The organism is Ureibacillus chungkukjangi (assembly GCF_003217295.1).
In the GTDB taxonomy this organism is placed as follows: domain Bacteria; phylum Bacillota; class Bacilli; order Bacillales_A; family Planococcaceae; genus Ureibacillus; species Ureibacillus chungkukjangi.
On record NZ_QJTJ01000017.1, the window covers coordinates 53,724 to 75,945 of the forward strand.

Consider the following 22,222-nt stretch of genomic DNA (forward strand, 5'->3'; position numbering starts at 1 on the left):
CATAAATCATTTAGATTATTATTAATTCCTATTACTCAATTCTAAAAGTTGCTCTGTTAGCTTTGTTATATACTCGATGTACATCTTTCTTGGATTGCTTTACATATGATTTAATCATTGAATAATCGTTCGTGTTGACATCTTCCACTTTCTCCAGCGTTGCTCCTACACTTCCAGCCAAATACCCAGCAGCCCCCAGTATCACTCTCAGTTCCTGCATCAATTCTGAAGATAATGCTTCATGTGCATTAATTTTCATGACTTTTTCTTCATCGCTTTCAACAATTGTTGCCAGATCAATTACTAATTTCCCTGAATATATTTGCATATAGCTTGTCCCCTTCATGTTGTATTTCATTTTCATTATTAAAGAATTATATACTTTGCACTCGCTTTTACTGGTTGATTTTAAAAGACACTTAATTTTCTATTACACATTTTCTTGTAACAGTTGATTTTCCTTTTCGATTCGCATTCCTGCTTTTATCAAAGCTAAGTGCAAAATATCTCGCTGCTCACATTTCTCACTGCTGGAAAAATCAAAAATAAAATGGTCAGTCACAATTTCATACTTTGCCAGAAGAGTTATTAAATCTGTTAGAAGCTTTTCAGATATATCTGCACGGGGATCTTCATTTATTTTGGTAATTCTATGTAGCTCGACTTGAATAAATCCTAATTGCTTCGAATATTCCACACGCCCCCTCCTAAAACATTTTCTGTGGATTGACCAAGGTATTTATTGCAAATACAAGGGCATCATTAAAAGCTGTCCTATATGCTAATTTTGTTTGGATATGTACTTGATCAAAGATGTTTCCTTTAATGTCGTCGATGAATTCGATTCTTTTTGCCTCATCGTCAAACTTTCCAAATTGGGAAAGCTTCTCATCCAAATCCCTATGCAGCAGTTCTGAATACATAACATACTCTTCACTTGTAATAATCTGTTCAAGCCTTTCTTCAATTAACTTGTTCACTACTTTTTGAAATCCATCAATCATTAAATATCACCTCTAATTATTCTTTATATGAATAAATTCTTAATTAGAATATATCATGATATATATTGATTGTAAAATGCAATAACGATACGATTACTAATAATGATATATAGAGGGTTGAAATATGAGTGATTTATTAATTGGAAGACTAATCAAGGAACTTAGAAAAAAGAACAATATGACAATGGTTGACTTTGCAAAAAAAATTAAAATATCCCAGCCTTCCTTATCTAAGATTGAATCAGGAAGACAAGAGGTATCGTTTTCACTATTGGAAGCTATATGTCATGAATTTGGGATTTCTAGGAGTCAATTTTTTCAAATACTTGAAAGGGATAGTATATATCACCAAACTTCCTCAGCTTTAGATTTCGAGGGATCTGTGGATGCAAACAAAGAAATTGAACGTAAAATCGGAGAAATAGTTTCAAAGATGACATTTGAACAAAAAAGAGCTTTGTATATTTTTTTATTTTCCAGTAGCAAGGAATAGTATCATCCTGTAAGTAGATAATTTAACTAAAAAGACCTAAGTCATGGATTTTTTCTCTATCCATGATTTAGGTCTTTTCGTTTTACAAGTCAACTTATTTCATGTCGAGATTAAACTTATTCTCTCATCGTTACTCGACTTTAAGGAATTTAGGGTATCTCCATATTTATTCATTCCCTGATTCTCCTATATTCGTTTTTCCAAATGCTTTAGTTACTTTTGTACTGAAGATTGTTAGAATAATCACATTTGTATTTCCAAAATCAAATGATTTCCCCCTCTAAAGGGGGATAAATTTACTAAAACATCTATAATCAAGTTTTTAGAAATTTTAGATCTGCATCTTTGCTTAATAGTCTACTATTATTTAAATAATTCCGGCACCAAAAAATTAGTTGCAACAGCCCCAGCATTTTTTAACGATACCACACCTACTGATAATTTTACTCGTCTAAGCCTATCAGCCATTAAAGGATCATTAAATATCTTGTTACGGATGTTTGATATGCGCTGACTTCTATCGCCATATTTAGTCCTTTTGGAAAAGCTTTCGTCAGGAAGAACAAATAGAACTCCGTGTTTACTGTCTGAATCCTGCTCAGCCAGTATACAGTATCTCCAAACCTTATCCTCTAGTTGTTCCAATGGCTCCGTACCGGTATCTAATTCGATGTTTAGATATCTTGTTTTTTGTCCTAGATTATCTATTTCCCTCTTTAATATCCAGTCCGGGCGAATTATTGTTACCCAATCACCAGTGCTTTTTTTATAATGTTGATTGTTATTAACAAATTGTGCTACTCTAGCGTGTGCTGCTCCCTTGTTAAACATAGCTACGGGCTTACTTGCCTTCTCAATCCACATTTCATAAGGAACATGAGACGGTGATAACGAGCTATATAATTTAGTTTGACTGTAATAGTTATATTGCGGCAATGATAATCTTTGTTTAGTGGTACACATAATACTCAGAACTACCTCTTGCGTATATAAGAAATGAAGTTTATTCTTCTTTTCTAATAGTTGATATATTTGATTCTTATTGTAATCTTCATACAAAAGTCCATTTTCAATTAATAAATTGATTCCACCAGTACCAATTGAAAAACACTTAAAACGTTCCCCATCGAAACCTTCTGCAAAACTAGAAGAACGAACTAATTTAAATTCCTCCAGTCTTCTTAATCGATTTTTAAATGAGTATTCTTTAATCTCTTCTCCCAAGAACTGAGTAAAATACTTATATAGTTGTGCCATCGTAAGCAATCGATGACGTTCTAGATATTCTAATAATAAGATTTCAGAAGTTTTAACTTCCAGCCGGTATCTCCCTTTCCCTTTAATTACACTAACATCGTCCAATCTTTTACAAACTCCCTTCCATTTTAGTTTTAAAAATTTCTGTGAGAAAACAATTAGCACCTAACCTCTTCTATAGTTATTGCTGTTAGAGTCTATTACCACGGAATAAATAAACCTGAGTAACAGCCTTTTCGATAGTAATAGAGTTTCCTCTATTTGAAAGCCTATTATTTCGGATCAATTAAAATATATTACTTAGATTAAAATCGACCTCATAAAATTAGATAGGAAACCATATCAGCTTGGTATATATAGATAATTCAGTAGAGCAAAGCTCCAAATGGATTTAACTAACTACTTTTCATTAAGCATTATATCGGGGATTCTCTATATTTCTAGTAAAATACCATAATAAAACTGAAGGGCTACATCATGGTTAAGAATGTCCAATTAAATGCTCGAAAACTCTAATATAGAGCTATTGAATTGTGTTTATATGGCGATAATTTAAAATCATAAAAACGAAGTACTTTGAACTATATTGATTGTTCCCGTATCCGGAATTGCCATCAAGAAAAGTGTTTATCACGGCTATTAGTAACATTCAATGGTTACCAGATAAAGATACTGTGAATAAATATATCGCAAATCGTTGATATAATGGCATTTTATATAGTTACCATCATTCGTTACCAAATCATTTTCAAACATAAGTCCTAGCTAGAATTCAAAAAATAATCCATTTATATGCCACTTAAATCTTAATAAACTATCATTTATGGTTATGGTACTCAATAAAGGTAACCAGTCATGGTAACCAATACATGAAATAGACACTATTATGGGTTACCAATATCAGTTCCTCTCAAGAATTGGCTTTCTTATTTAATTTACGGTTGCTCTCATTGTTACAACGATTTAAACTAAAATCCCCATATTCGTATCTCTGTAAAAAATAAGATCAACCTAACCAGATTGATCTTGTTCATTGCTTTTTATCTAAACACCGAATATTTTTTTAAACACGCCTTCATTCTCTTCTGCTGCTAAAATAGAACGAACGCTTTCCTCCGGCATTGCTAGAGGAAAAGTTATTTTTTCGATTCTGCTCTGAATTCTTCCTGCCGGATATTTACCCGACAATTCCTCTACACTCAAATTCGAGGTTAAAATGGTGACTTTTTTATAATTCATGCGCTCTTCTAAAATTTGAGTAAAAATGCTTTCTGACCAATCTGATGCTTTTTCTACACCAAAATCATCAATAATTAAAACTTCCACATTTCCGTAATAATTTAAAATATCTAATTCACGAATGCCATTCTTATTATCAAAAGTATTTTTTAGCTCATTAAGCATATTTGCTGAAGAAATATAAAGCACATTTACATCCAATTGTCTGATAATGTCATTCGCAATACTCACTGCTAAACTGCTTTTTCCACTACCAGTTGTTTTACTATAAAGATACAATCCCTTTCCTTGATCCTTGAATTCCTGAAAATTCTCCGTAAATTCAGTTGCGACTCGTTTTGCAAACTCGGCTTTCATCCGGTTTACCTCTACTTGATATATATCTGTTCGAAACTCCTTTACAGTACAATCTTGAAGGTCAATTGGAATCTTTGCGAATTTAAACTTAGTTAATAATTCTTTATCTTGTCGGCAGTTGCAAATAGCCATTTTAACTTCACCTAGATTGTTTTTTTATACAATATATCCAGAACCGTCACACTGTTTATAAGGACATTTGTCTGAAACCTCATCTAAGACTTCAAATGATTCCGTTCGCTTTTGCTCGATTGAACCATACTTCTCCTGAAGATTGCTTAGTATTTGTGAAAATTGGTCGTTTAGTTTTTCCATTAGATTTTTCCTCCTGAATATTATCTTGCTTGTGATTTAATTTCTTTTTAAAATTATGATGCTTATCGAAAATGTAGTTTGCGACATATGCAAATGATCGAATACGGTCCCTTTCGTGTTGTGGTACAAATCTATTGAAACAATTGTCAATTAATTGGGTTACTGTTTGTAAATTAAGATCCAGTTGTGCAACTTGTGTAATTGATAATCTATCCGAATCCGTTAAAACGTACTTGGCACTTTTCATTAGAAAATATCGAGCAATTTGATCAGCAAATGGGTCTTGGAAATAACTATCATTTGCTGACTTAGAGTCTTCCTCATCAATTTCTTTGTAAAAAATCTCTGTAGTATTCTCTGGTATTGCTCGCGCACCTTGATTATCCGAGGATTCAGTAATACTCATCGAACCGTCATTTTGCACATTCGATGGCTCACTTAATAACTGTTTTGATGAATCGGTAGACTTAACTCTATCATTATAGAAAATATTAAAGTGTTCTAGTCTGTAACCCAATTTATTAAGTTCCTCAACTATTTTCACTAGATTAACCCTGTACTGCAGTGTTTTATCAAATTTATATCTTGGGTTTGGATTTCTCCTTTCAAAGACATATTTCTGTTTAACAAGCTCTTTCAAGTTTCTCCTAACTGTACTCGGACTTCCTAACATGATTTCCTGAGACAATTCTTCAGAGGATTTATAAATCCAACCATATCTTAAATCAGAAACTTTATTTGTAGAAATACGTGCTAACTCTTCAGCAATCAAGCCGTCTGAATCCTTTACTCGTTTTGACCAATAAAGTAATTGATTTAAAGTTGTTGCCAAGGCAAAGTCTCCTGTTAATTCTACGAGTTCCTCTTTAATTACTGCTCTTTTTAAAATGGAATTTGCCATACTTTCCCCCTTCTAATTAGAAACAAAAAGACCCCCTCCTTATTCAGATAATGAATGTTTAAAACACACATTATTAGAACCAAGTTGGGGATCTCCCTTTTTAAATTGAATTTAATTAATTTGTATTAAAACAAATTGAATTTATTTGTTTAAACTTAATTTTATTATTTTCGCTCCTTTCAATTTAAACTATAAAAATTATAGCTACATTTTTTAAGATTTTAAGATATTTTTAGAAATTAATAATTAATAATTTTAAATTATTGCTGCCAATAACTTCTTTCTCTTTAAGTAGACTCCAATGCTTTGTTCCATTTTCACTTCTTCTACAATATTATGTTGATTTACCACATAAACATATACCAATCCATTTAATTCTTGGTAATCATTTATGTAAATAAATAATCCACCCTGCTACACTGTGAATGGTTAGGGTGGATTACTTTGCTCTAATCCACAATGGCACAGCCATTTGGATAGCCAAGGATTAAGTCCTTGATCTTACTTATTTTAACATATTTACAGAACTTTTCACCAGAGAATAGGTTGCCAGCATAAACGTTATTTAACTAAACTAAACAATTTTTTTGACTATCTTTTAGTCTTCCGTTCACTAGGTTGCTCTTCTTTTAGTTCAGACTTTTCTTCGTGTTTTTCTGATTTCCACCGTACCTTTTCTATTCTGTTCCACCATTGAAAAAAATGCTACTACAGGAACACTTACCTATACCCCAATGATTTGTTCCATTTTCACTTCTTCTACAATATTATGTTGATTTACCACATAAACATATACCGACCCATTTAATTCGCGGTAATCATTTAATTCCAATTGTTGAGAAAGCAACTCTATAGATGGTGTTAGTAAAATAAATCGTGTATTTCCATCTGCTTCTTCGCTTGTGAAATCGACTAAGCCAAATGCATTCTTAACACGGATGTTTAATCGCCCACTCTGATATTCATACTCTTTTACAACTTCTATGAAATCTTTTGGAATAACACGTGATGCACTTTGAATTGATTGTACATGTAGCTGTGTAATCGATTTAATGGATTGTAACTGGATACTTCTTTCTCTTTCGATATTTTCAAGTCGCTCTTTACTACGTTCCTCTAAGTCTTCAATTTGAGTATAGGTTTGGTTAATTAACGCGCTGTTTTTATTATTTAAGTTATCACTTAAATAATTAGTTAACCTTTCCTGCAGTGTTTGCATTTGTTCATCAAATGAACGTCGTAAATAAGTACTCTTACGGTTTAAATAATCATCGCGTTTCATTTGAACAGATTGAAGTATCTTTTTCGCTTGAAGAATAGATTCTTTTTTAAATGTTTTATCTTCTTTACCTGCTGTATTGATTAATTTAAATTGCTTTTGGAATAGGAAATACGGATCTACTTGAATGAACTCCCCAGTTTCCCTTTTAGCTAATAACATTAATTCTTGTTCTAATTCCCGGCCTGTACCATCAACTACACTAATACGGCTAAGTTCTAATGTTAAAGGTTCATTTACATTTGTTTTTACTGTACAGATTGGTAAAGCAACTTGTTGTAACTCTTGACTTGCGAGTTCCATCGCTAATTTTTTTAAAGGATGGTCATTCTGTAATATTGATAACTGTTCTGTTTGTTTATCTGGTCTTAATGTAAACCGTAATGATTCATCAGTTCTTAAAGAATATTTTCGCTTCTTAATTAGTTCACGAATATTTTTAGGGAATCGATCAATTCGAACTGTATTGTTATCATTTGAGATATTTAATTTAATACGTGTTTCCTCAAACTGTTTTACTACAAACTCACCATAAACTCGTGATGGCATACTGCTAATTGAAATTTCTTGATATGCACGTCTTGCACCCGGTAAATCAAAACTCGAATCATCTAAGCGTTCTTGTTTTGCTAATTCTAATAATCTTTCATGTTCTTCAGATAATGTTTTTTCCATTTGTGCAATTAGCTCATCTAAATTCTCTCGTCCACTAATTGCTTCCTCCATTAAGTGAGATAAATCGATATTATTTTCTTCAAGTACCTCACCAATAAAATCATAAACTTGATCTTGTCCTAAATCTGTGCGCATTTGTTCCATCTTATCGAGTAGACGTATCAGTACATCTCCTTCTCTTGTATTTTTAGCAACAAGATTAAAGATGAATACTTCATTTTTTTGTCCAATACGATGTATACGCCCCATACGCTGTTCCAAACGATTTGGATTCCACGGAATATCATAGTTAATCATTTGATTACAGAATTGAAGGTTAATAGATTCTCCCCCAGCATCTGTGGCAAGCATGATTTGTACATCATTTCGAAATCGCTCCACTTGTTCACGACGTTGATCCATCGAAAAGTTCCCAACGATTTTTGTGACTTCAGGGACATGCTGTAGAAGCTTTCGTTCAAGGTAATATAAAGTATCTTTTGATTCCGTAAAGATAAGAATTTTTTCTCCTTTAGAAAGCAATCCATCCGGACCGAATAATGTGTTTTCAAGCTCTAAATATTTACGTTCTATATCTTGATTTACGAGCATCTCTGCTTTATAAACTAAGCCATCTAAAATCTCTATTTCTAGCTTTAATTCCTCTATATCAATAACATCCGTTTCCCCTTCAACTAATGTTTCTATTTCTTCTTGCTCTTCTGTTGAAAGTTCGTCGTATTCAAATGGTTCAATTGATTTATTGACCGTTAACTCGGATTCTAATAATTCTTCTAACTTTTCTTTACGTCTCCTAAGAGATAAATAGATAGCATCTAAAGACGAACTTAGGCGACGTTGTAAAATCATCATTGCAAATGCTACATTTGGTTTATTATTTTGTTTTGCTCGATTAAAATGCTCTCGTGCATAGGTAGTAACTTCTTCATAAAGCTCACGTTCGCTGTAGCTTAAATCAAATGAAATGGTCGTTGTGGTTCTTTTCGGGAATAACGGAGTACCATCGAAATTTTTCATTGTTTCCTTTAATCTACGAATAACAAAAGGATTACTCTTTTCATATATAGAATCACCTGTATTTAAACGTGAAAAAATATCATGGTCTACCAAACTCATTAAATGTCGGAAATTTTCTTTATCCCCTTTATGGGGTGTAGCCGTTAGTAATAAGCAATGCTCTGTATGACGTAGTAAACTCTCACCAAGCTGGTAAATTTTCGTACGATTTACTTTACGTTTCTTGACACCATGTGTATAGGCAGCCATTTTATGAGCTTCATCAACGATTACTAAATCAAATTGTGCTTTTAAAATAAATGCTTTAATTTCTTCACGTGAAGCCCAATAAATTGATGCAATTATTTTGTCATGTGATTCGAATGGATTTACTTCACTTGAGCTATTTAATAAACTTCTATTTACTATGGTAAACTCTTCACCAAACTTATCTCTTAGCTCTTCCTGCCATTGTTTCAATACTAGAGGGGGAACTATAATTAAAATACGCTCTGCTGCCTGTCTTGCAATTAACTCCCGAATTAACATTCCTGACATTATCGTTTTCCCTGCTCCGGGATCATCCGCTAGTAAATATCGAACTTGGGGTGACTGTAACATGCGACTATACACTGCTTCAATTTGGTGCGGTAGTGGTATAATCTTTTTGTTTCCTCGCGCACGAGACTTCGAAAACTTGTCCTCTGTCTTTAAAATATAATATTGTAGATAGTGTTGCAGTCTTTCAGAATTAAATGAACTATCCTCATCTTGAATGTTTTCTAATTGTGCTAGTTGCGCCTTATCTAAATACTGTTCATAATATTTATTTGTTTTTCGCCCAATTGATTCAACTAAAAATAAATCATCGTCAATTTCTTCAAAATGCTTAATTTCAACAATTTCCGGCCAGAAAGATCCTTTAATAATTTCTCCTATTTTTAACAAAATAGCATCCCTCTCAATACTTACGTTCTCTTAGTTTAAATTATATAGTAAACACCCAGATACTGTTAGAAGAAATATAAGACAAAAAAGCTAGAGAACGGAATAATCAGTTCTCTAGCTTCTCTTTAGTAAAGCGCATTATACATATGAATCGTAAATTCTGTCTCGCGATATGTTGTGATTTTGTCATCTTCTACTGTTACCATTCTCAGCTCACAAGTTTGGCCTGTTGGATAATAGTTTTCTACAAGATTAAATGTTAATTGCACCGTGCGTTCATGATTTTCACCCACCATATCAAATGTCCATTCAATTTCATTTGAAATTCGCTCATCACTCAGGTAAAATGCTGCCCGAATTGTACGTGCCTTACATTCTTGTGAAATACTTTGTTCTTGATATATTGGCACTTGGATACGGAAACCTGTAATTACACGTTTTGGCATGGCTACACTGATTTCAACAGGAACTGCCTGCGAAGTACGACGATAATCAATTAGTGGCACAATTACTTCTTGTGGTGTTGCACCGCCGTGTACAAACTGTAATCCTCCGCCGCCAATAAATCGGTTCACGCCTTTGGCAATCACTTTTTCAACACCTTCTAATGTTGAAAAAACATCTGGCACATTAAAAGCTCCCTCATCTATTAGTAGATGATGACCAATAGCAAAGCGACGATTTGAATCAATAATTTCACCTTTAACACTCACTACTTTAATATCATTTTCAATTCTAGGATACTGATAAAGGAATCCGTGATCTGCGGTTATAAAAATTCGTTTTGCTTGCCATTTAGATAATCGATCAACAGCACTTGATAATTCTTTTATTGCTCGTTCCGCAGCTATATAAGTATCTCGTTCAGATTTTGCAGAATCACCAGCTGCATCGATTACATCATGATATAAGTAAACGAGACGTTTTCCTTTTAGATTTTCATCTGCTGTCGCTCTTGACCAGTCTAATAAATCTGTTAAACGATAAGCAATTGCTTCTGGATGAGCTGCTTGTAGAACTTTAGTACGATTTGCTAATCCATTTGTAGGTTGGTCATCTGCTAATACTGTTCCATTTTCAGTAATCGATAATACTTTATGGGGTAATAAAGATGCCATACCTAATTGTGTATACGTTGGCATATTTGCAATTAACGGACTGATAGAGGCTACCCCATTCGAGCGTAAATTTAACCGAGAAACTAATTCTTCCCCTACTTCATAGCGTACTGCATCCGAAATAATAACAAATACGCGTGTTGATTCTTTCTCAAGAATAGGCTGTAAAACTTCTTTATAAAACTTAGCTTGTTTAGGTAATTTTCCTACTTCTGCAGTTTCTAAAAGATAATTAGTCTCTTGAGCAATTTTTAATAAATATTTATTTTCATACCAATTTGTCAATTGCTCAGCTAGTTTTTCTAGCATTTCTTTATTTTCTAATTGCAAAAACCCCGTCATAAAGCGTCGATATGCTTGATCAATTAAGTAAAGTTCACTTGTATATTGGACGTATAAAGGCTCACGAGTATCATATTGCTTCAAGAACATTTTATATTTTGATAAATCAACTGCATCAATCATTACATTTAACAAGTTTCGGATTCGTTCATTTCGTTTCGCCCAATGCATTTTTAAACGCTTATTCAAAATTTCTATCCAAGCATCAAAATCGGATGTTTGATGAAGAAGTTCTGCTGTTAGCCTATTTATCAATAAATGATCGATTATTGGGAAAGTTGAAATATCAGCAAATTGCTCGATTGGCTGTTCGTGTAACACATCAATAATCGAAAATCTTTGTTCGATTTCCTTCATATATGTTTCTAAGACTTCTACTTCGCTTTCTTTAGTATGTAGCCAGTCATCAATAAATAAAGCACATGCATTGCCGCGTGTTGTTTCATATTTCTTTTGTAATGACTGTTCTTCAAATTGTGCATGACGTTTGAAATGTGCATACAGTACATGCTCGATTAAATACTGCAATGTCAAATCAATTGAATGCAAACCAAAGTATTCCGAAATATGCTCCCACATACGATTCGTGCTAAACCGTTTTGATATCGCTTTATATACTTCATTTGTTTCTTCTTGTAAGCCACGTAACAATAAATGGCGTGTAATCTCTTCCATATTTGCAATGGGTGCGCCTGTAAGAACTGCTAACATAGCATACTCGAATTCACGATCAGTAGCATTAGGCGGTACTACTTTCTTTAATTTATTTTTACGCTCTGCACTTTTAAAAAAGTCTCCATATTCCTTAATCAAAGGTCTTAAAACAGCATCACTTACTTGCAACTGTTCTGCAATTAAAGCATTCGTATCCGCTTTAAACTCTGTACCGTAAAACTCCATATCCAGTAAAAAATTGTCTTCTATCGCTGGCTTTGCAAAATCAGCATATAATAAAAAAGAATCCTTTTTCTTTTCCAACTCGATTTCTAATTTAAGCGTAAAGAAATTATTACGTGTTAATTGGCGGATATTAATCGGATCATCTGTAAATGCTTCTTCTAAATCAGAAACAGTATATTCTCCTTGCTCGTCATACCAAAAAATTACCGTGCGCGGTTTATTTTTTTTGTATAGCTCGTCCTCTATTCGCTCTTTTAACAGTTCAATGACATTCATTGTGTCACCTCATTATGAATATTTACTAATAATTTTAATTATACCTTAATATGAAACAAGCCTCCTTACCTAAGTAAGAAGGCCGTGATTATTTATTTAATCTTCGCTAATACACCTTTACCGCCACGACAGAACTTTTCATAGTTCACTTTCACACCATCGTCTAAATCAATTTCAATCTCTTCGTTAGCTATCTCAGCTAGACGTTTATCAAATTCTCGTAGTTCATCTATTTTCTTTTCAAAAGAAGATTTTTCTGCTGTTAGCTTTTTCTTCTCACTTGCTGATAAGTTTGGATTCACTAATCGGTTTTCTAGATCTGTAATTTCATTTTGATACTTAGCTTGAATTTCTTGCAGATGCTGGAAACGAATTGTTGCCATTGAATCTGGTTGAAAACGATGCATATAAATAAGCGTACGTAACCCTTTTTGCTTTCCAGAATCAACAAGCCAATAAATTGGCCGTTTTTGATACGTTTTACAATGGTCCTCAAAGAACTCATCTAAGAAGTATCGTCTTAAACGGCCTTCCTCATCCTCACCTTTTTTCATCTCAAGTGCTTCTGCTAACCATTGAATATTTTCGTCTACAGTGTCTGGAGAAAATGCAATTGCAAGGAACTTACGAAGACTTAGAATAATATCATTTTCAAAATATACTTTTTCACTAAAAAGAATACTACTCTTAGTATCATTATATCCCTTCAACTCAAATCTACCAAAACTGCAACCAATAAAATACGATAAGAATGACCTACAATCAATTAATGTGTAATTAATTGTTTTATTTAAAGGGGTTGGTTCTATTATATCCTCGAATTTCAATCTATATAAATCCATAAACACTTCATTTAGTTCACGCATAAAGGATTCACTTTTAATCCTTGTAGTTACAATCTCATTTTTATACTGTAAATCTATATTTTTTAGTAACTTCATTTCTTTGTAATTTAAATATGGATGGGAATCAAAATACCATGAAAGTTCATTTTTATAGTATTCATCTTTAGCAATTGTAAATAATTGTTCAACAAGTAAATTAACCTTATCAATATTCTCCTTTGATATTATAATAGGATAATTTACAATTTCCCCTACATTAAAATGCATTGTAGGACTTAAAATTTCACTAATTACATCCATGACATTTGAGTTTAACAGACCTAAAACATAATTTTGTATTTTAGTGTCTTCAAACAAAATTAACGGACTTGTTTGGTCAAATATAGCTTTTTTTATATGTGTTCTAATACTAAATTTACCACTGGTAATATTAGAAAAAACAAGGCCATCTTTTCGATAGTACTCTTCATTTCTAACTACAGAACTTTTATGATTTTTTATAGCTAAACCATTATCCTTCCAATCAATTACATACAATTGATTACCAAACCATTTACAGAATGGCCCTCCTTTAGAGCAAGGAACCCATCTTTTAGACTCTAAATTTATATCAAATTGAATGTTATCCTTTTCAACTTCATACCAATATCTAATAAATTTCTCATTATCCCCTGTTTGTACACCAACTTTTGCTAAAGCAATATCCGATAACTTCGGCGCGTTTAGAAAAATGTCGTAAAGATTATCAGGTGTCCAATAAGCAATAGGTATTCCCGGTATTGATTTTAACTTTTCAATATTTATCTTGGTGTTCCTATTATTTCTACTCGGGAACTTATATGGTATCCCCTCATCATCTATTTCATCATATCTTATACAGTTAAAGTTACTTACATATCCTTCTATATGATAGTTTTTTAAAATTGTAGCTACAGTTCCAAAATTAATACCTAAGCTTGTTCTACCTTTTCCTTCATATGGCATATGTAACATATTACATATAGTAGTTTCTTTTAAAATGCGTTTTCTTATAACTTCAAAACTAGATAAAAACATCCAAGATTCCATTGTAATTATGGAAATATAAGCTTCTCTTTTAGCAAAGAACATACATCTTTCTATAAACATCGAAAATAAATCGTTTTTGGAATCAGGATAATAATTTTTAGCATAATTAACTAAATCTTTATTCATACCCTTTAAAGCTAAATACGGTGGATTAGTAATTACCACATCATATTTTCCTGATAATAATCTCGCCACATTTAATATTTCAGTAACCTTTTGTATATCTTCAATTAAATCTAAATCTGTAAAACTCAATTGTTCTTGCTTAGTATTAAAATTATTTAATTTATCAATATAAGAATCATAATCCATCTCTGGGGGAATAACCAATGAACCAAACATACTTGCATCTTTAAACATCTCTATTATTCCATCGACTGCTTCAATATTTTGATCATCGACTTCAAGTAACTCGAAAATTTTTGTTTTATTCTTTAGATTTATATCCTGAATTAATCTTAGATTTAAGTTAACTGGTTCTTTTAAAAACGCTCTATGAATAGATCTTCCTTTCATCATTAGAGAAAAACTAGCTAATTGATAGGCTCTTATATCTATTTCAAATCCATATAAATTATTCTCAATAATTAGCTTAGGAATATCTCTATTGAAATATCCCATTTCTGCATAAAGGTCAAATAATAAATCAAAGGCATATAGAAGTATATGGCCAGATCCCATACATGGGTCTATTAATCGGATTCTAGAAATATCGAAATTTTGATCTTTTATATTTTTTTCTAAGTCCATATTTTCTTCTAATTCAATATAATATGGCATACTTCTTTCTTTAACAGGTAAGTTATTATCTTTAATAATTTGACCAAGTGAATTTTCAACCATATATCTTACAATCCATTTTGGAGTAAATATTTGAGTAGCAGATGGTATATTATATTTTTCTATTTTTTTATTCTTCTTCAAATCCGCAAATATCTTATCTTTAGGTTCGGAATTATAGTATTGATACAACCAACCAATCACTTCAATTTCATCAAAACTATTCGTTAATTCATCATTTTGAACAAGTACCTTAATGACTGATTCTGCATCAAGTAAAAAGTCTGGTAGTAAAAGCTCAGTATAATTTTGAATTCGTTCAAATAGGAATGGCAAAATACTGTTTAATGTATTACATTGTGCAATAAATAACTTGCGATATGCACCTTCTGTATCTCCTGTATCTAATAATTCACGAATTTCCTCTTGTTTTATTGGTAAATCCATTGTTTCATATTCGAATAAAATATCAGGATCTACGCGTCCTACACTACTTGATAACACATTTACTTTTTCTGGTAAGTAATCGTGTACTTCCATATAACGAATAGCAATAATACGGTTAAACCATGTATAGGCAACCTCTTCAACTAACTGCTTATACGCTTTTTGTTTAAGTTGATTCTTTAATGAGTTGAATGCTGGTTTCATATAAAGGGGATATGGCTTATCATTAATCATTAATTGCCCAAATTGTTCTTTAATTTCTAAATCATTCTTTTCATCAATACCGTACATTAGTGCCTTTGTTTTTACTTGTTCGATTAATTGACGACGTGATTGAATGGCAAAGTTTTTCAATTCCGTTTTGTTCACTTTTTTCCACCTCATTACAACAAAGGAAGGGAAAGTCCCTTCCAATGCCTATAATTCAATTTTTAATGTATTTTCTTTTAGTTCTTTTAATAACTGTGTTCTTAATTCTGCTAATACAGCATCTAAGTCAGATTGTGTTTCGATGCTTGTATGTGAAATCATATTTTTTAATTCGTTTGAAGAAATAATTTTGATTCCTTTTTCACGTATAACCGTAACAGGTGTATCTGGTGTTGGTGGTTTTAATTCTAGTAATTCTTTTTCTTTAAGTTTTGCTTCATCTTGAATGGATTCTGTTACTGTACGTAGTTTCGTCAAATTCATTTGTATCGTGATTAAGCTACTACTATTTAATATCTCTTGTTGCAACATTTTGAAATTCTGCATTTTATCGTTTATTAATTCCGTAATGATTTCATTATTCGAATAATAATCTTTTAAATCGTCTATCTTTTTCTCTAATTGTGTAATTTGACTTGCAAGACCTTGTTTTTGTTCTGTTACTTCTTCTTGAATTGCTTGATCAAGTTTTTCAATTAAACTAGGCAATTGTGGAATTTCTCTATACGGTGATGCTTTGGTTAAAATGTCGGTAATGTTTTTCTTTAGTAGGTTTACCTTTTGTGATTGAGTATAACGCAAATCATTTTGAACTTGATTTAAAAACGATACTGCTTCATCAAACCGTTCAATTGGTGCTTTTAAATAGAAACCAACTAATTGTTCAATCCCATCTTGCCAATCGTATAAATCATCCTCAACATCAATAAATGCCTTTACAAGTTGTTCAGGTTCCCGAATTTGTGTTAAACGGAGAATATCAATCTTTAAAGAACTAATTTTTGCACCTTCAGGATAAGCGAACTCAGAAGATATAGTTTTCTTTCGACGTTCATCAATTTCCTCTAATGGTTGGATAAGATAATTCGTAACTGCAGTTTGAATTGCATTCGCGAACTCTTGATAAGAATCACCAATATCCATTCGTCCAAATAAATCTTTATATAATCCAATGAAATCTCGACGCACTTTTGGATCCACTTCAATTTCGGGAATCACACGTATTTTATCTCTCTCAGTTGTACGAGCAAGTTTATCATAAAATTGAGGTGAACTTTTTGGTGTAAAGTGTTCATCTGCAATCATTAACTTTACTTTACCGGACTGCATTAAAGCTATGACAATACCAATTGTATCGTAGTCACTCCAGCCATAAGGGACCTGATTATATTTATCAATAAAATCCTTTAACGATGGTTTCTGATGCATACGAATGAGTTCATCTAAATAGCGTAATACTTCGTTATAAGCTTTTACATTACCTGTTTCACCTAGTAAATCATTCGAAATACCTTTCTCAGCTATGTTTCTCCATTGTTCTTTGAACGTTTTCATTTGAATTGGTTCATCAATGTATTCTAAATACTTGTATGTGTTGTGGATTAACATATCAAAGGCATCTGTTACTTGCTTTTCAAAATTTCCTCGGAATGTACGCTCCTGCATTTGAATGAAGATATTTGCATCTTCACAAGCTTTTCGTAATAATTCTTCTGCCTTTACTTCGTAGTCACTAATACTTTCCATTTTCGCATCATAAATACGATGTTGCGCCTGTGTTGTACTCGGATTACGTTTTAATTTCACATAACGATCAATCTGTTCCGAAATACGGATCGCTTCTTCTGCTTCAGCAATTAGTTCCTCATTTAAATAAATAACCATTTGCCCTTCTATTGCCTGTAAAGCAGCTTCTGTAGGAGTTAACCCGCCCGAAATTACTTGCATTGTTAATGGATACTTCATATTTGTTATTACATAACTATCAAAACGTTTATTGTAATCAAAAAGCATTCCTTTTTTATAAGTATATTTAGTATGTGGATACATTTTCGCGAAAAACAGATCGCCCAACTTTTCTTTTATTTTGCTACTATTTATATCTACGCTACGAATTTCTTTATTGATTTCCTGCTCTTCATCTGATAAGAATGAATACGTGCCATCTGCGTGTTTTTCAATAAACATCGTTAGCTCAAGACGGTTTAACGATTCTTTAATGACAAGTTCATTTTTTTCAGACTGAATACTTTCTAATAAAAGTGTTGAAATATTATTGGGTGTTGCTTTAATGTGGTCTAATCCTTTAATCAAATACAATACTTTTAAAACATCAACATCATATGGAACAAGGCCCTCCGAATTTTTTGCGCTTTTTTCAGCTCTCGAAATCGTCTGTACAATAGATGATTCTAAATGTTGACGTATAGTTGGATAAAACTCAGCCATCGTTACTAAATTGCCTAACTCTTCTTGGCCATTATAAATCGCAGCTTCTTGGAAAGCTTTTAATAATGAACGTTCCCCTCTTGAAGCGTAAGAACTTCCTTCACCATGTATACCTATTTTCTCTAAAACAGCTTGCAATAAATCCACTTGATAAGGTACAAATGGATATGTTTCAACAAACTCATTAGTAGAACGATAACCAGAGCGATATTGTGTTCGATCTTTATCAAAAGAAAGACGATTTCGAATTAATTGCTCATTCGGTTCAAAAATGGACTCTAATGTTTTCGAAGCAGTTTCTGTCTTTTCTAATAAACGGCGTTTTAAAACTTCATCTGTATCTGAACTCGATAAATTAATTCGTGTTTCAAATCTTCCTTGAATTTTCGAAAAGTCTTTTGTATTGGCTGCATTCATATTCGAAACGTCTTTAATTTTTTCCTGAGAAGTAACGGCAATCCATGCTTGTCCCATTGCAGCAGCTCCAATTTCTTCTACTGCATTTTGTAAATCAAGCATAAGGTTATTATCTGTACCGATATATTGGCCCACTTCGTCAATCAAAAAGATTAAGCGATAGTCGGAGCCTTTAGATTTACAATATTGTGCAATAAGCTCCCCTAACTGAACCGCTGAAATCGAAAATTCCTTTTGTGCTGATTTTACTAGGAAATCTGCTGTTTCTTGTTCATAGCCAATTTCACAAAGTGCAGCAATAACTTTTGCATATCTCAAGCGGAATTTAGTACGGAAATCTTGCCAGTTTTCGTTATACAATTCTTTAATCTTCGAACAGAAAGCATCGTATTTTTGGTCACTTGCTAATTGTCGTTCAAAATCTGCTACCCACAGCGTATTGGAATAACCTAAATGTTCATTAAAAATACGTAAGATAATTTCAATAATACTTTCTTTCGTTCCACGTGCTGCACTAGCACCAGCTTCAGAACCTACATTAAATAACAATGCATCGGACGGTTTTGATTCTATTCGAGACATTGTATCTAAAAGTGCAATATCAGAAATTTTATCTTTAAAGTATTCATAGGGTGTTTTATTTCCTACTTTCTTACCATCCAATAAATATGATAGAATTTTGAGGAAATGTGATTTACCGGAACCGAAGAAACCAGAAATCCACACACCAACATTTTTGGTTGGATTTGAATACGCTTTCTCATAATTTTTATAAAACCCTTTTAAGCTATCTAAAATTTCTGCTGTGACAACGTATTCTTCTAATTCTGTTTGTATTGTTTTTTCATCAATTTGACCAGCTTGTACAACACCATTAATTGGTCGGTCAATTTTTTTCTCAAAAATCTCTTGAATAATCATTATTCACACTCCTTATGAAATCCTTGTAATTTGGTATTCATCTTCATGTCGGAATTTATTAAATAGTCGTAAATCTACTCCTGAAAAATAACCCGGATAAAATAATATAAGCGTTGTTCTAAATGCATAATTAGATAGTTTTTTAAGTAAATGACTAGAGCGAATAAATGGATGTACCGTTCCTACACCTGTTATAAAAATCAATTCTACTTTATCCGCTTTTTCAATAAATGCATTTACCAATAAATCTTGATCTTCTAATACAGTTTGAATAGCTTGAGAAAGTTCCAAATAGCCTTCTTCTTCAGCAATAGTGATTAATTCTTCAAGATCTTCTTCGAATAAACTAATTAGAAATTCAAAGAGATTAATCTCTTTTATATTTAATGTTGTCCGCTTTAACAATCCTTCAACATATGTACGTACTGTTAGTTCTTCTTCTGCTGGATAATCAAAAACAAAATGCGGAATTTCACTGCCAATTCCTTTTGGTGTTGTAAATCCTTCTTCGTTAATACGTTCTTCTAATTGTTCTAATCTTTTATATATCGTCATACTAAACACCTACCTCTAATGTAATCATCGCTTTTAATAAAGGATCCTGTTCTTCTGCAAATTGTTTAAGAGCCTGACTAACATGTAAAGGAAAGACTTTATACTCGCCATCTACTAATTCAATCATACCACTTTCTCTGTAAAACAATAGGAGAATACTGTTAATTTTCCTTTTTGTCGTTACATTCCAATTTGCAATTTTTTCTGATTGCTGTTCCTTTTCTTCCATATAAAAGTTCATATTCGAATTCTGTAAAGTCCCATTGTTATGCTGATACCGATAAACAATTAGCTCATAGAAATTTTCATAGGCATATCGATAACTTTTCAAAAAACTATATAACAATAGTGCCTTTTGATCATGATTATGTCCTTGAAAATAATAGTCGCTTAAAATAGGATATAACGTCATCGCTCTTCGATAAACCATTTGAAATCTCTTGCCTATGGTCAATTCACTTCTAAGTAAAAATGGATTTCCATTCAATACATTTTGTCGAATTTCATCTCTACTTGATCCTTTTTGAAGTGCTTTTAAGACATATTCAATTTCTTGTTGGAACCATCCTTCACTTGCAAAACTAGCTGAGTATTCCATTGAATTCCCCTCACTTTTCCTCTTATTTGGATTATATCTATAAATGAAGCAAATGAGAAATCGGTTAACTAGAAAAATCACTACTAATGGGAATCTAGTATATGAATATGAAACTTTCTATTAATTTACTCGTATTACTTACAAACACCATTTTTTAGGAGGTAAATTTAATGAGAGAGGCTTGGCATAACAACGATGAAAAGATTTATTTGATTCCACAAAATTTATCGGAAAGAGAAGTAGAAAATTATAAGCAAATTGCAAAGAAAGGTACATTTACTTGTCCCTATTGCGAAGCAAAGTTAATTGTAAAAAGCGGAGACGTTCTTGGAAATTATTTTTCTCACCTTCATGGTGAAGGTTGTGAAATCTCTAAGCAAAGTGAAGCAAGGTACAAAAAGTACGAAAAACAAAAGAAAAATGATACACCACGACATCCACAAATTTTATCTCTCATGAATGATGAATTAGAAGTTTTATCCAGAGTATACCCACATCTAACTAGTTCTTACGGTTATTTAAATAATGAATTTAGTAAATATATTCCTGACATCTCACTAAAAATAAAAGACCAAAAATATGCTCTTACTATCATAACAAACATTAGCAGTTCAACTGATACTGCAACAGCAAAAAACATAAATAAACAAAAACAATATTACGAAACACTTGGATATGAACCTCTATTCTTTATTGAACGTAGTCACTTAGGAGTTGATATTGATGGACAATCTTTAGTACTTTGGGCAACTGAAAATGAAGCGTTAACAACACAAAAAGCAGATATAGGTTGGAAACGATTTTTAACTAGTTTAGCTCCAAAAAATGAGTACCATCAAATTTTAAACCTTCCAAATACCGATTTGAATGTAAAAAGCATAATGTACATAACACCAGCAAACGAGGAAATTGCGATTGAAGCATTCCATGTTCTACAACATCCAAATACTACACCAGTAAAGGCAAATTTTTTAAATAGCCCATATAAACTTACAATTTCTGAAGCATTTAAACTAGCCGATGATAAACTGTTATTAGCAGATATGCAAATCGAAAGTGAAAACCAGTCAAAATTTGCAGAGAAATTCAGACAAACGAAAAGAACATTTATAGAACAACAAAAGGAATTAGAAAGAATCAGAGAGGAACAAGAAACAGTTGCAAAACTCAAAGAGAAGGAAAGACAAAAGCAAGCAGAAGAAAAAAGAAAGGGCTATCAAGAAAGCTTAAATAATAGTTCTTATAAAAAAGCGGATAAAGTAGCAAAGCTCGAATTGTTAAAACGAACTTATAACGCAAATAATTAGGTGAATTTGAACTCGAACATACACTAACTCTATTAATTATTTAATAGACAATCTATGTATAATACATTTAATGTTTTTTTAATAAAATATTATGTAATTAATTATTATTGTTTAGGAAATTTTTAGACAAACTAATATTTTAATTTACTGATGAAAAAGAAATCATTTTCCATAGAGCCAAAAGGATTCTACCTAAGTCTAGCCCAAAATGTCCTAGACATTCTCAATTCGGTTTTAGGACTCATAATATAATCTATTAAGTAAAAGATTTTATTTTTTGAGTAGGTTTTATTAGTTTAAATTTCTACAATCTGCCCAAATAACTGAACAACAATTTTAAAAGATCTGGATATTTATGTTAACATTGAGGTGAGATTATGAAGAAATGTTCTTAAACTAACATGGCAGTTTAATTCCGTAAAAGGAATAAGTGTGTTTTGCAAGATAAAAGTGCAGAAGAATGCAAAGAAAAATACACAAGCTTGCCAGCCTTCATCTGAGTATTCATTTTTGTCTTGATAATGCG

At 32.1% G+C, this 22,222-nt stretch carries 14 protein-coding genes; 2 read left to right on the forward strand and 12 right to left on the reverse strand.

Annotated elements, in window-relative coordinates; translation table 11 throughout:
* Positions 1–31 precede the first annotated feature (31 nt).
* From BJ095_RS12525 to BJ095_RS12535, 3 genes are all read right to left on the reverse strand, one after another.
* Complete coding sequence (locus BJ095_RS12525) at positions 32–364, reverse strand: hypothetical protein (RefSeq protein ID WP_235867660.1); 333 nt, start codon at positions 362–364, stop codon at positions 32–34.
* A 66-nt stretch (positions 365–430) separates the two neighbouring features.
* Positions 431–697 carry a hypothetical protein gene (locus BJ095_RS12530; RefSeq protein ID WP_107933583.1) on the reverse strand — a complete coding sequence of 89 codons (267 nt, stop codon included), beginning with the start codon at positions 695–697 and terminating at the stop codon, positions 431–433.
* Positions 698–707: 10 nt separating this feature from the next.
* On the reverse strand, positions 708–1,004 hold the full coding sequence (locus BJ095_RS12535; RefSeq protein WP_107933585.1) for a hypothetical protein: 297 nt from the start codon (positions 1,002–1,004) through the stop codon (positions 708–710).
* Between the two features lie 124 nt (positions 1,005–1,128).
* Between BJ095_RS12535 and BJ095_RS12540 the strand changes: the two genes are divergently transcribed.
* Positions 1,129–1,497, forward strand: a complete 369-nt coding sequence (locus BJ095_RS12540) for a helix-turn-helix domain-containing protein (RefSeq protein ID WP_107933587.1) — start codon at positions 1,129–1,131, stop codon at positions 1,495–1,497.
* Positions 1,498–1,860: 363 nt separating this feature from the next.
* Here BJ095_RS12540 and BJ095_RS12545 read toward each other — a convergent pair whose 3' ends face one another.
* The 9 genes from BJ095_RS12545 to BJ095_RS12585 form a co-directional block, all read right to left on the reverse strand.
* Complete coding sequence (locus tag BJ095_RS12545; protein WP_146223217.1) at positions 1,861–2,859, reverse strand: replication-relaxation family protein; 999 nt, start codon at positions 2,857–2,859, stop codon at positions 1,861–1,863.
* Between the two features lie 939 nt (positions 2,860–3,798).
* Complete coding sequence (locus BJ095_RS12550; protein WP_107933591.1) at positions 3,799–4,482, reverse strand: ATP-binding protein; 684 nt, start codon at positions 4,480–4,482, stop codon at positions 3,799–3,801.
* 91 nt (positions 4,483–4,573) lie between these two features.
* Positions 4,574–5,566 (reverse strand): helix-turn-helix domain-containing protein, encoded by a 993-nt coding sequence (locus BJ095_RS12555; protein WP_107933593.1) that lies wholly within the window; start codon positions 5,564–5,566, stop codon positions 4,574–4,576.
* A 724-nt stretch (positions 5,567–6,290) separates the two neighbouring features.
* On the reverse strand, positions 6,291–9,464 hold the full coding sequence (locus BJ095_RS12560) for a DEAD/DEAH box helicase (RefSeq protein WP_107933595.1): 3,174 nt from the start codon (positions 9,462–9,464) through the stop codon (positions 6,291–6,293).
* Between the two features lie 125 nt (positions 9,465–9,589).
* Positions 9,590–12,100, reverse strand: coding sequence for a BREX-1 system phosphatase PglZ type A (gene pglZ / locus BJ095_RS12565; protein WP_107933597.1), 2,511 nt, complete (start codon positions 12,098–12,100; stop codon positions 9,590–9,592).
* Positions 12,101–12,192: 92 nt separating this feature from the next.
* Positions 12,193–15,609, reverse strand: a complete 3,417-nt coding sequence (gene pglX, locus BJ095_RS12570) for a BREX-1 system adenine-specific DNA-methyltransferase PglX (protein ID WP_235867661.1) — start codon at positions 15,607–15,609, stop codon at positions 12,193–12,195.
* 48 nt (positions 15,610–15,657) lie between these two features.
* A complete protein-coding gene (brxC, locus tag BJ095_RS12575; protein WP_107933601.1) occupies positions 15,658–19,236 on the reverse strand; it encodes a BREX system P-loop protein BrxC in 3,579 nt (1,192 codons plus the stop codon).
* A gap of 12 nt (positions 19,237–19,248) precedes the next feature.
* Complete coding sequence (locus tag BJ095_RS12580; protein ID WP_107933603.1) at positions 19,249–19,791, reverse strand: BREX protein BrxB domain-containing protein; 543 nt, start codon at positions 19,789–19,791, stop codon at positions 19,249–19,251.
* A 1-nt stretch (position 19,792) separates the two neighbouring features.
* Complete coding sequence (locus BJ095_RS12585) at positions 19,793–20,389, reverse strand: BrxA family protein (RefSeq protein ID WP_107933606.1); 597 nt, start codon at positions 20,387–20,389, stop codon at positions 19,793–19,795.
* A 209-nt stretch (positions 20,390–20,598) separates the two neighbouring features.
* On the opposite strand from BJ095_RS12585, the gene BJ095_RS12590 reads away from it, so the two are divergent.
* Entirely contained in the window at positions 20,599–21,696 is a 1,098-nt protein-coding gene (locus BJ095_RS12590; protein ID WP_181418063.1) for a competence protein CoiA family protein, read from the forward strand.
* Positions 21,697–22,222: the final 526 nt, after the last annotated feature.

Excerpts from the sequence above, each read along its gene's own strand:
- brxC (WP_107933601.1), bottom strand. The coding sequence starts at position 19,236 with ATGATTATTCAAGAGATTTTTGAGAAAAAAATTGACCGACCAATTAAT.
- BJ095_RS12535 (WP_107933585.1), bottom strand. The coding sequence starts at position 1,004 with ATGATTGATGGATTTCAAAAAGTAGTGAACAAGTTAATTGAAGAAAGG.
- BJ095_RS12550 (WP_107933591.1), bottom strand. The coding sequence starts at position 4,482 with ATGGCTATTTGCAACTGCCGACAAGATAAAGAATTATTAACTAAGTTT.
- BJ095_RS12585 (WP_107933606.1), bottom strand. The coding sequence starts at position 20,389 with ATGGAATACTCAGCTAGTTTTGCAAGTGAAGGATGGTTCCAACAAGAA.
- pglZ (WP_107933597.1), bottom strand. The coding sequence starts at position 12,100 with ATGAATGTCATTGAACTGTTAAAAGAGCGAATAGAGGACGAGCTATAC.
- BJ095_RS12555 (WP_107933593.1), bottom strand. The coding sequence starts at position 5,566 with ATGGCAAATTCCATTTTAAAAAGAGCAGTAATTAAAGAGGAACTCGTA.
- BJ095_RS12540 (WP_107933587.1), top strand. The coding sequence starts at position 1,129 with ATGAGTGATTTATTAATTGGAAGACTAATCAAGGAACTTAGAAAAAAG.
- BJ095_RS12525 (WP_235867660.1), bottom strand. The coding sequence starts at position 364 with ATGAAAATGAAATACAACATGAAGGGGACAAGCTATATGCAAATATAT.
- BJ095_RS12580 (WP_107933603.1), bottom strand. The coding sequence starts at position 19,791 with ATGACGATATATAAAAGATTAGAACAATTAGAAGAACGTATTAACGAA.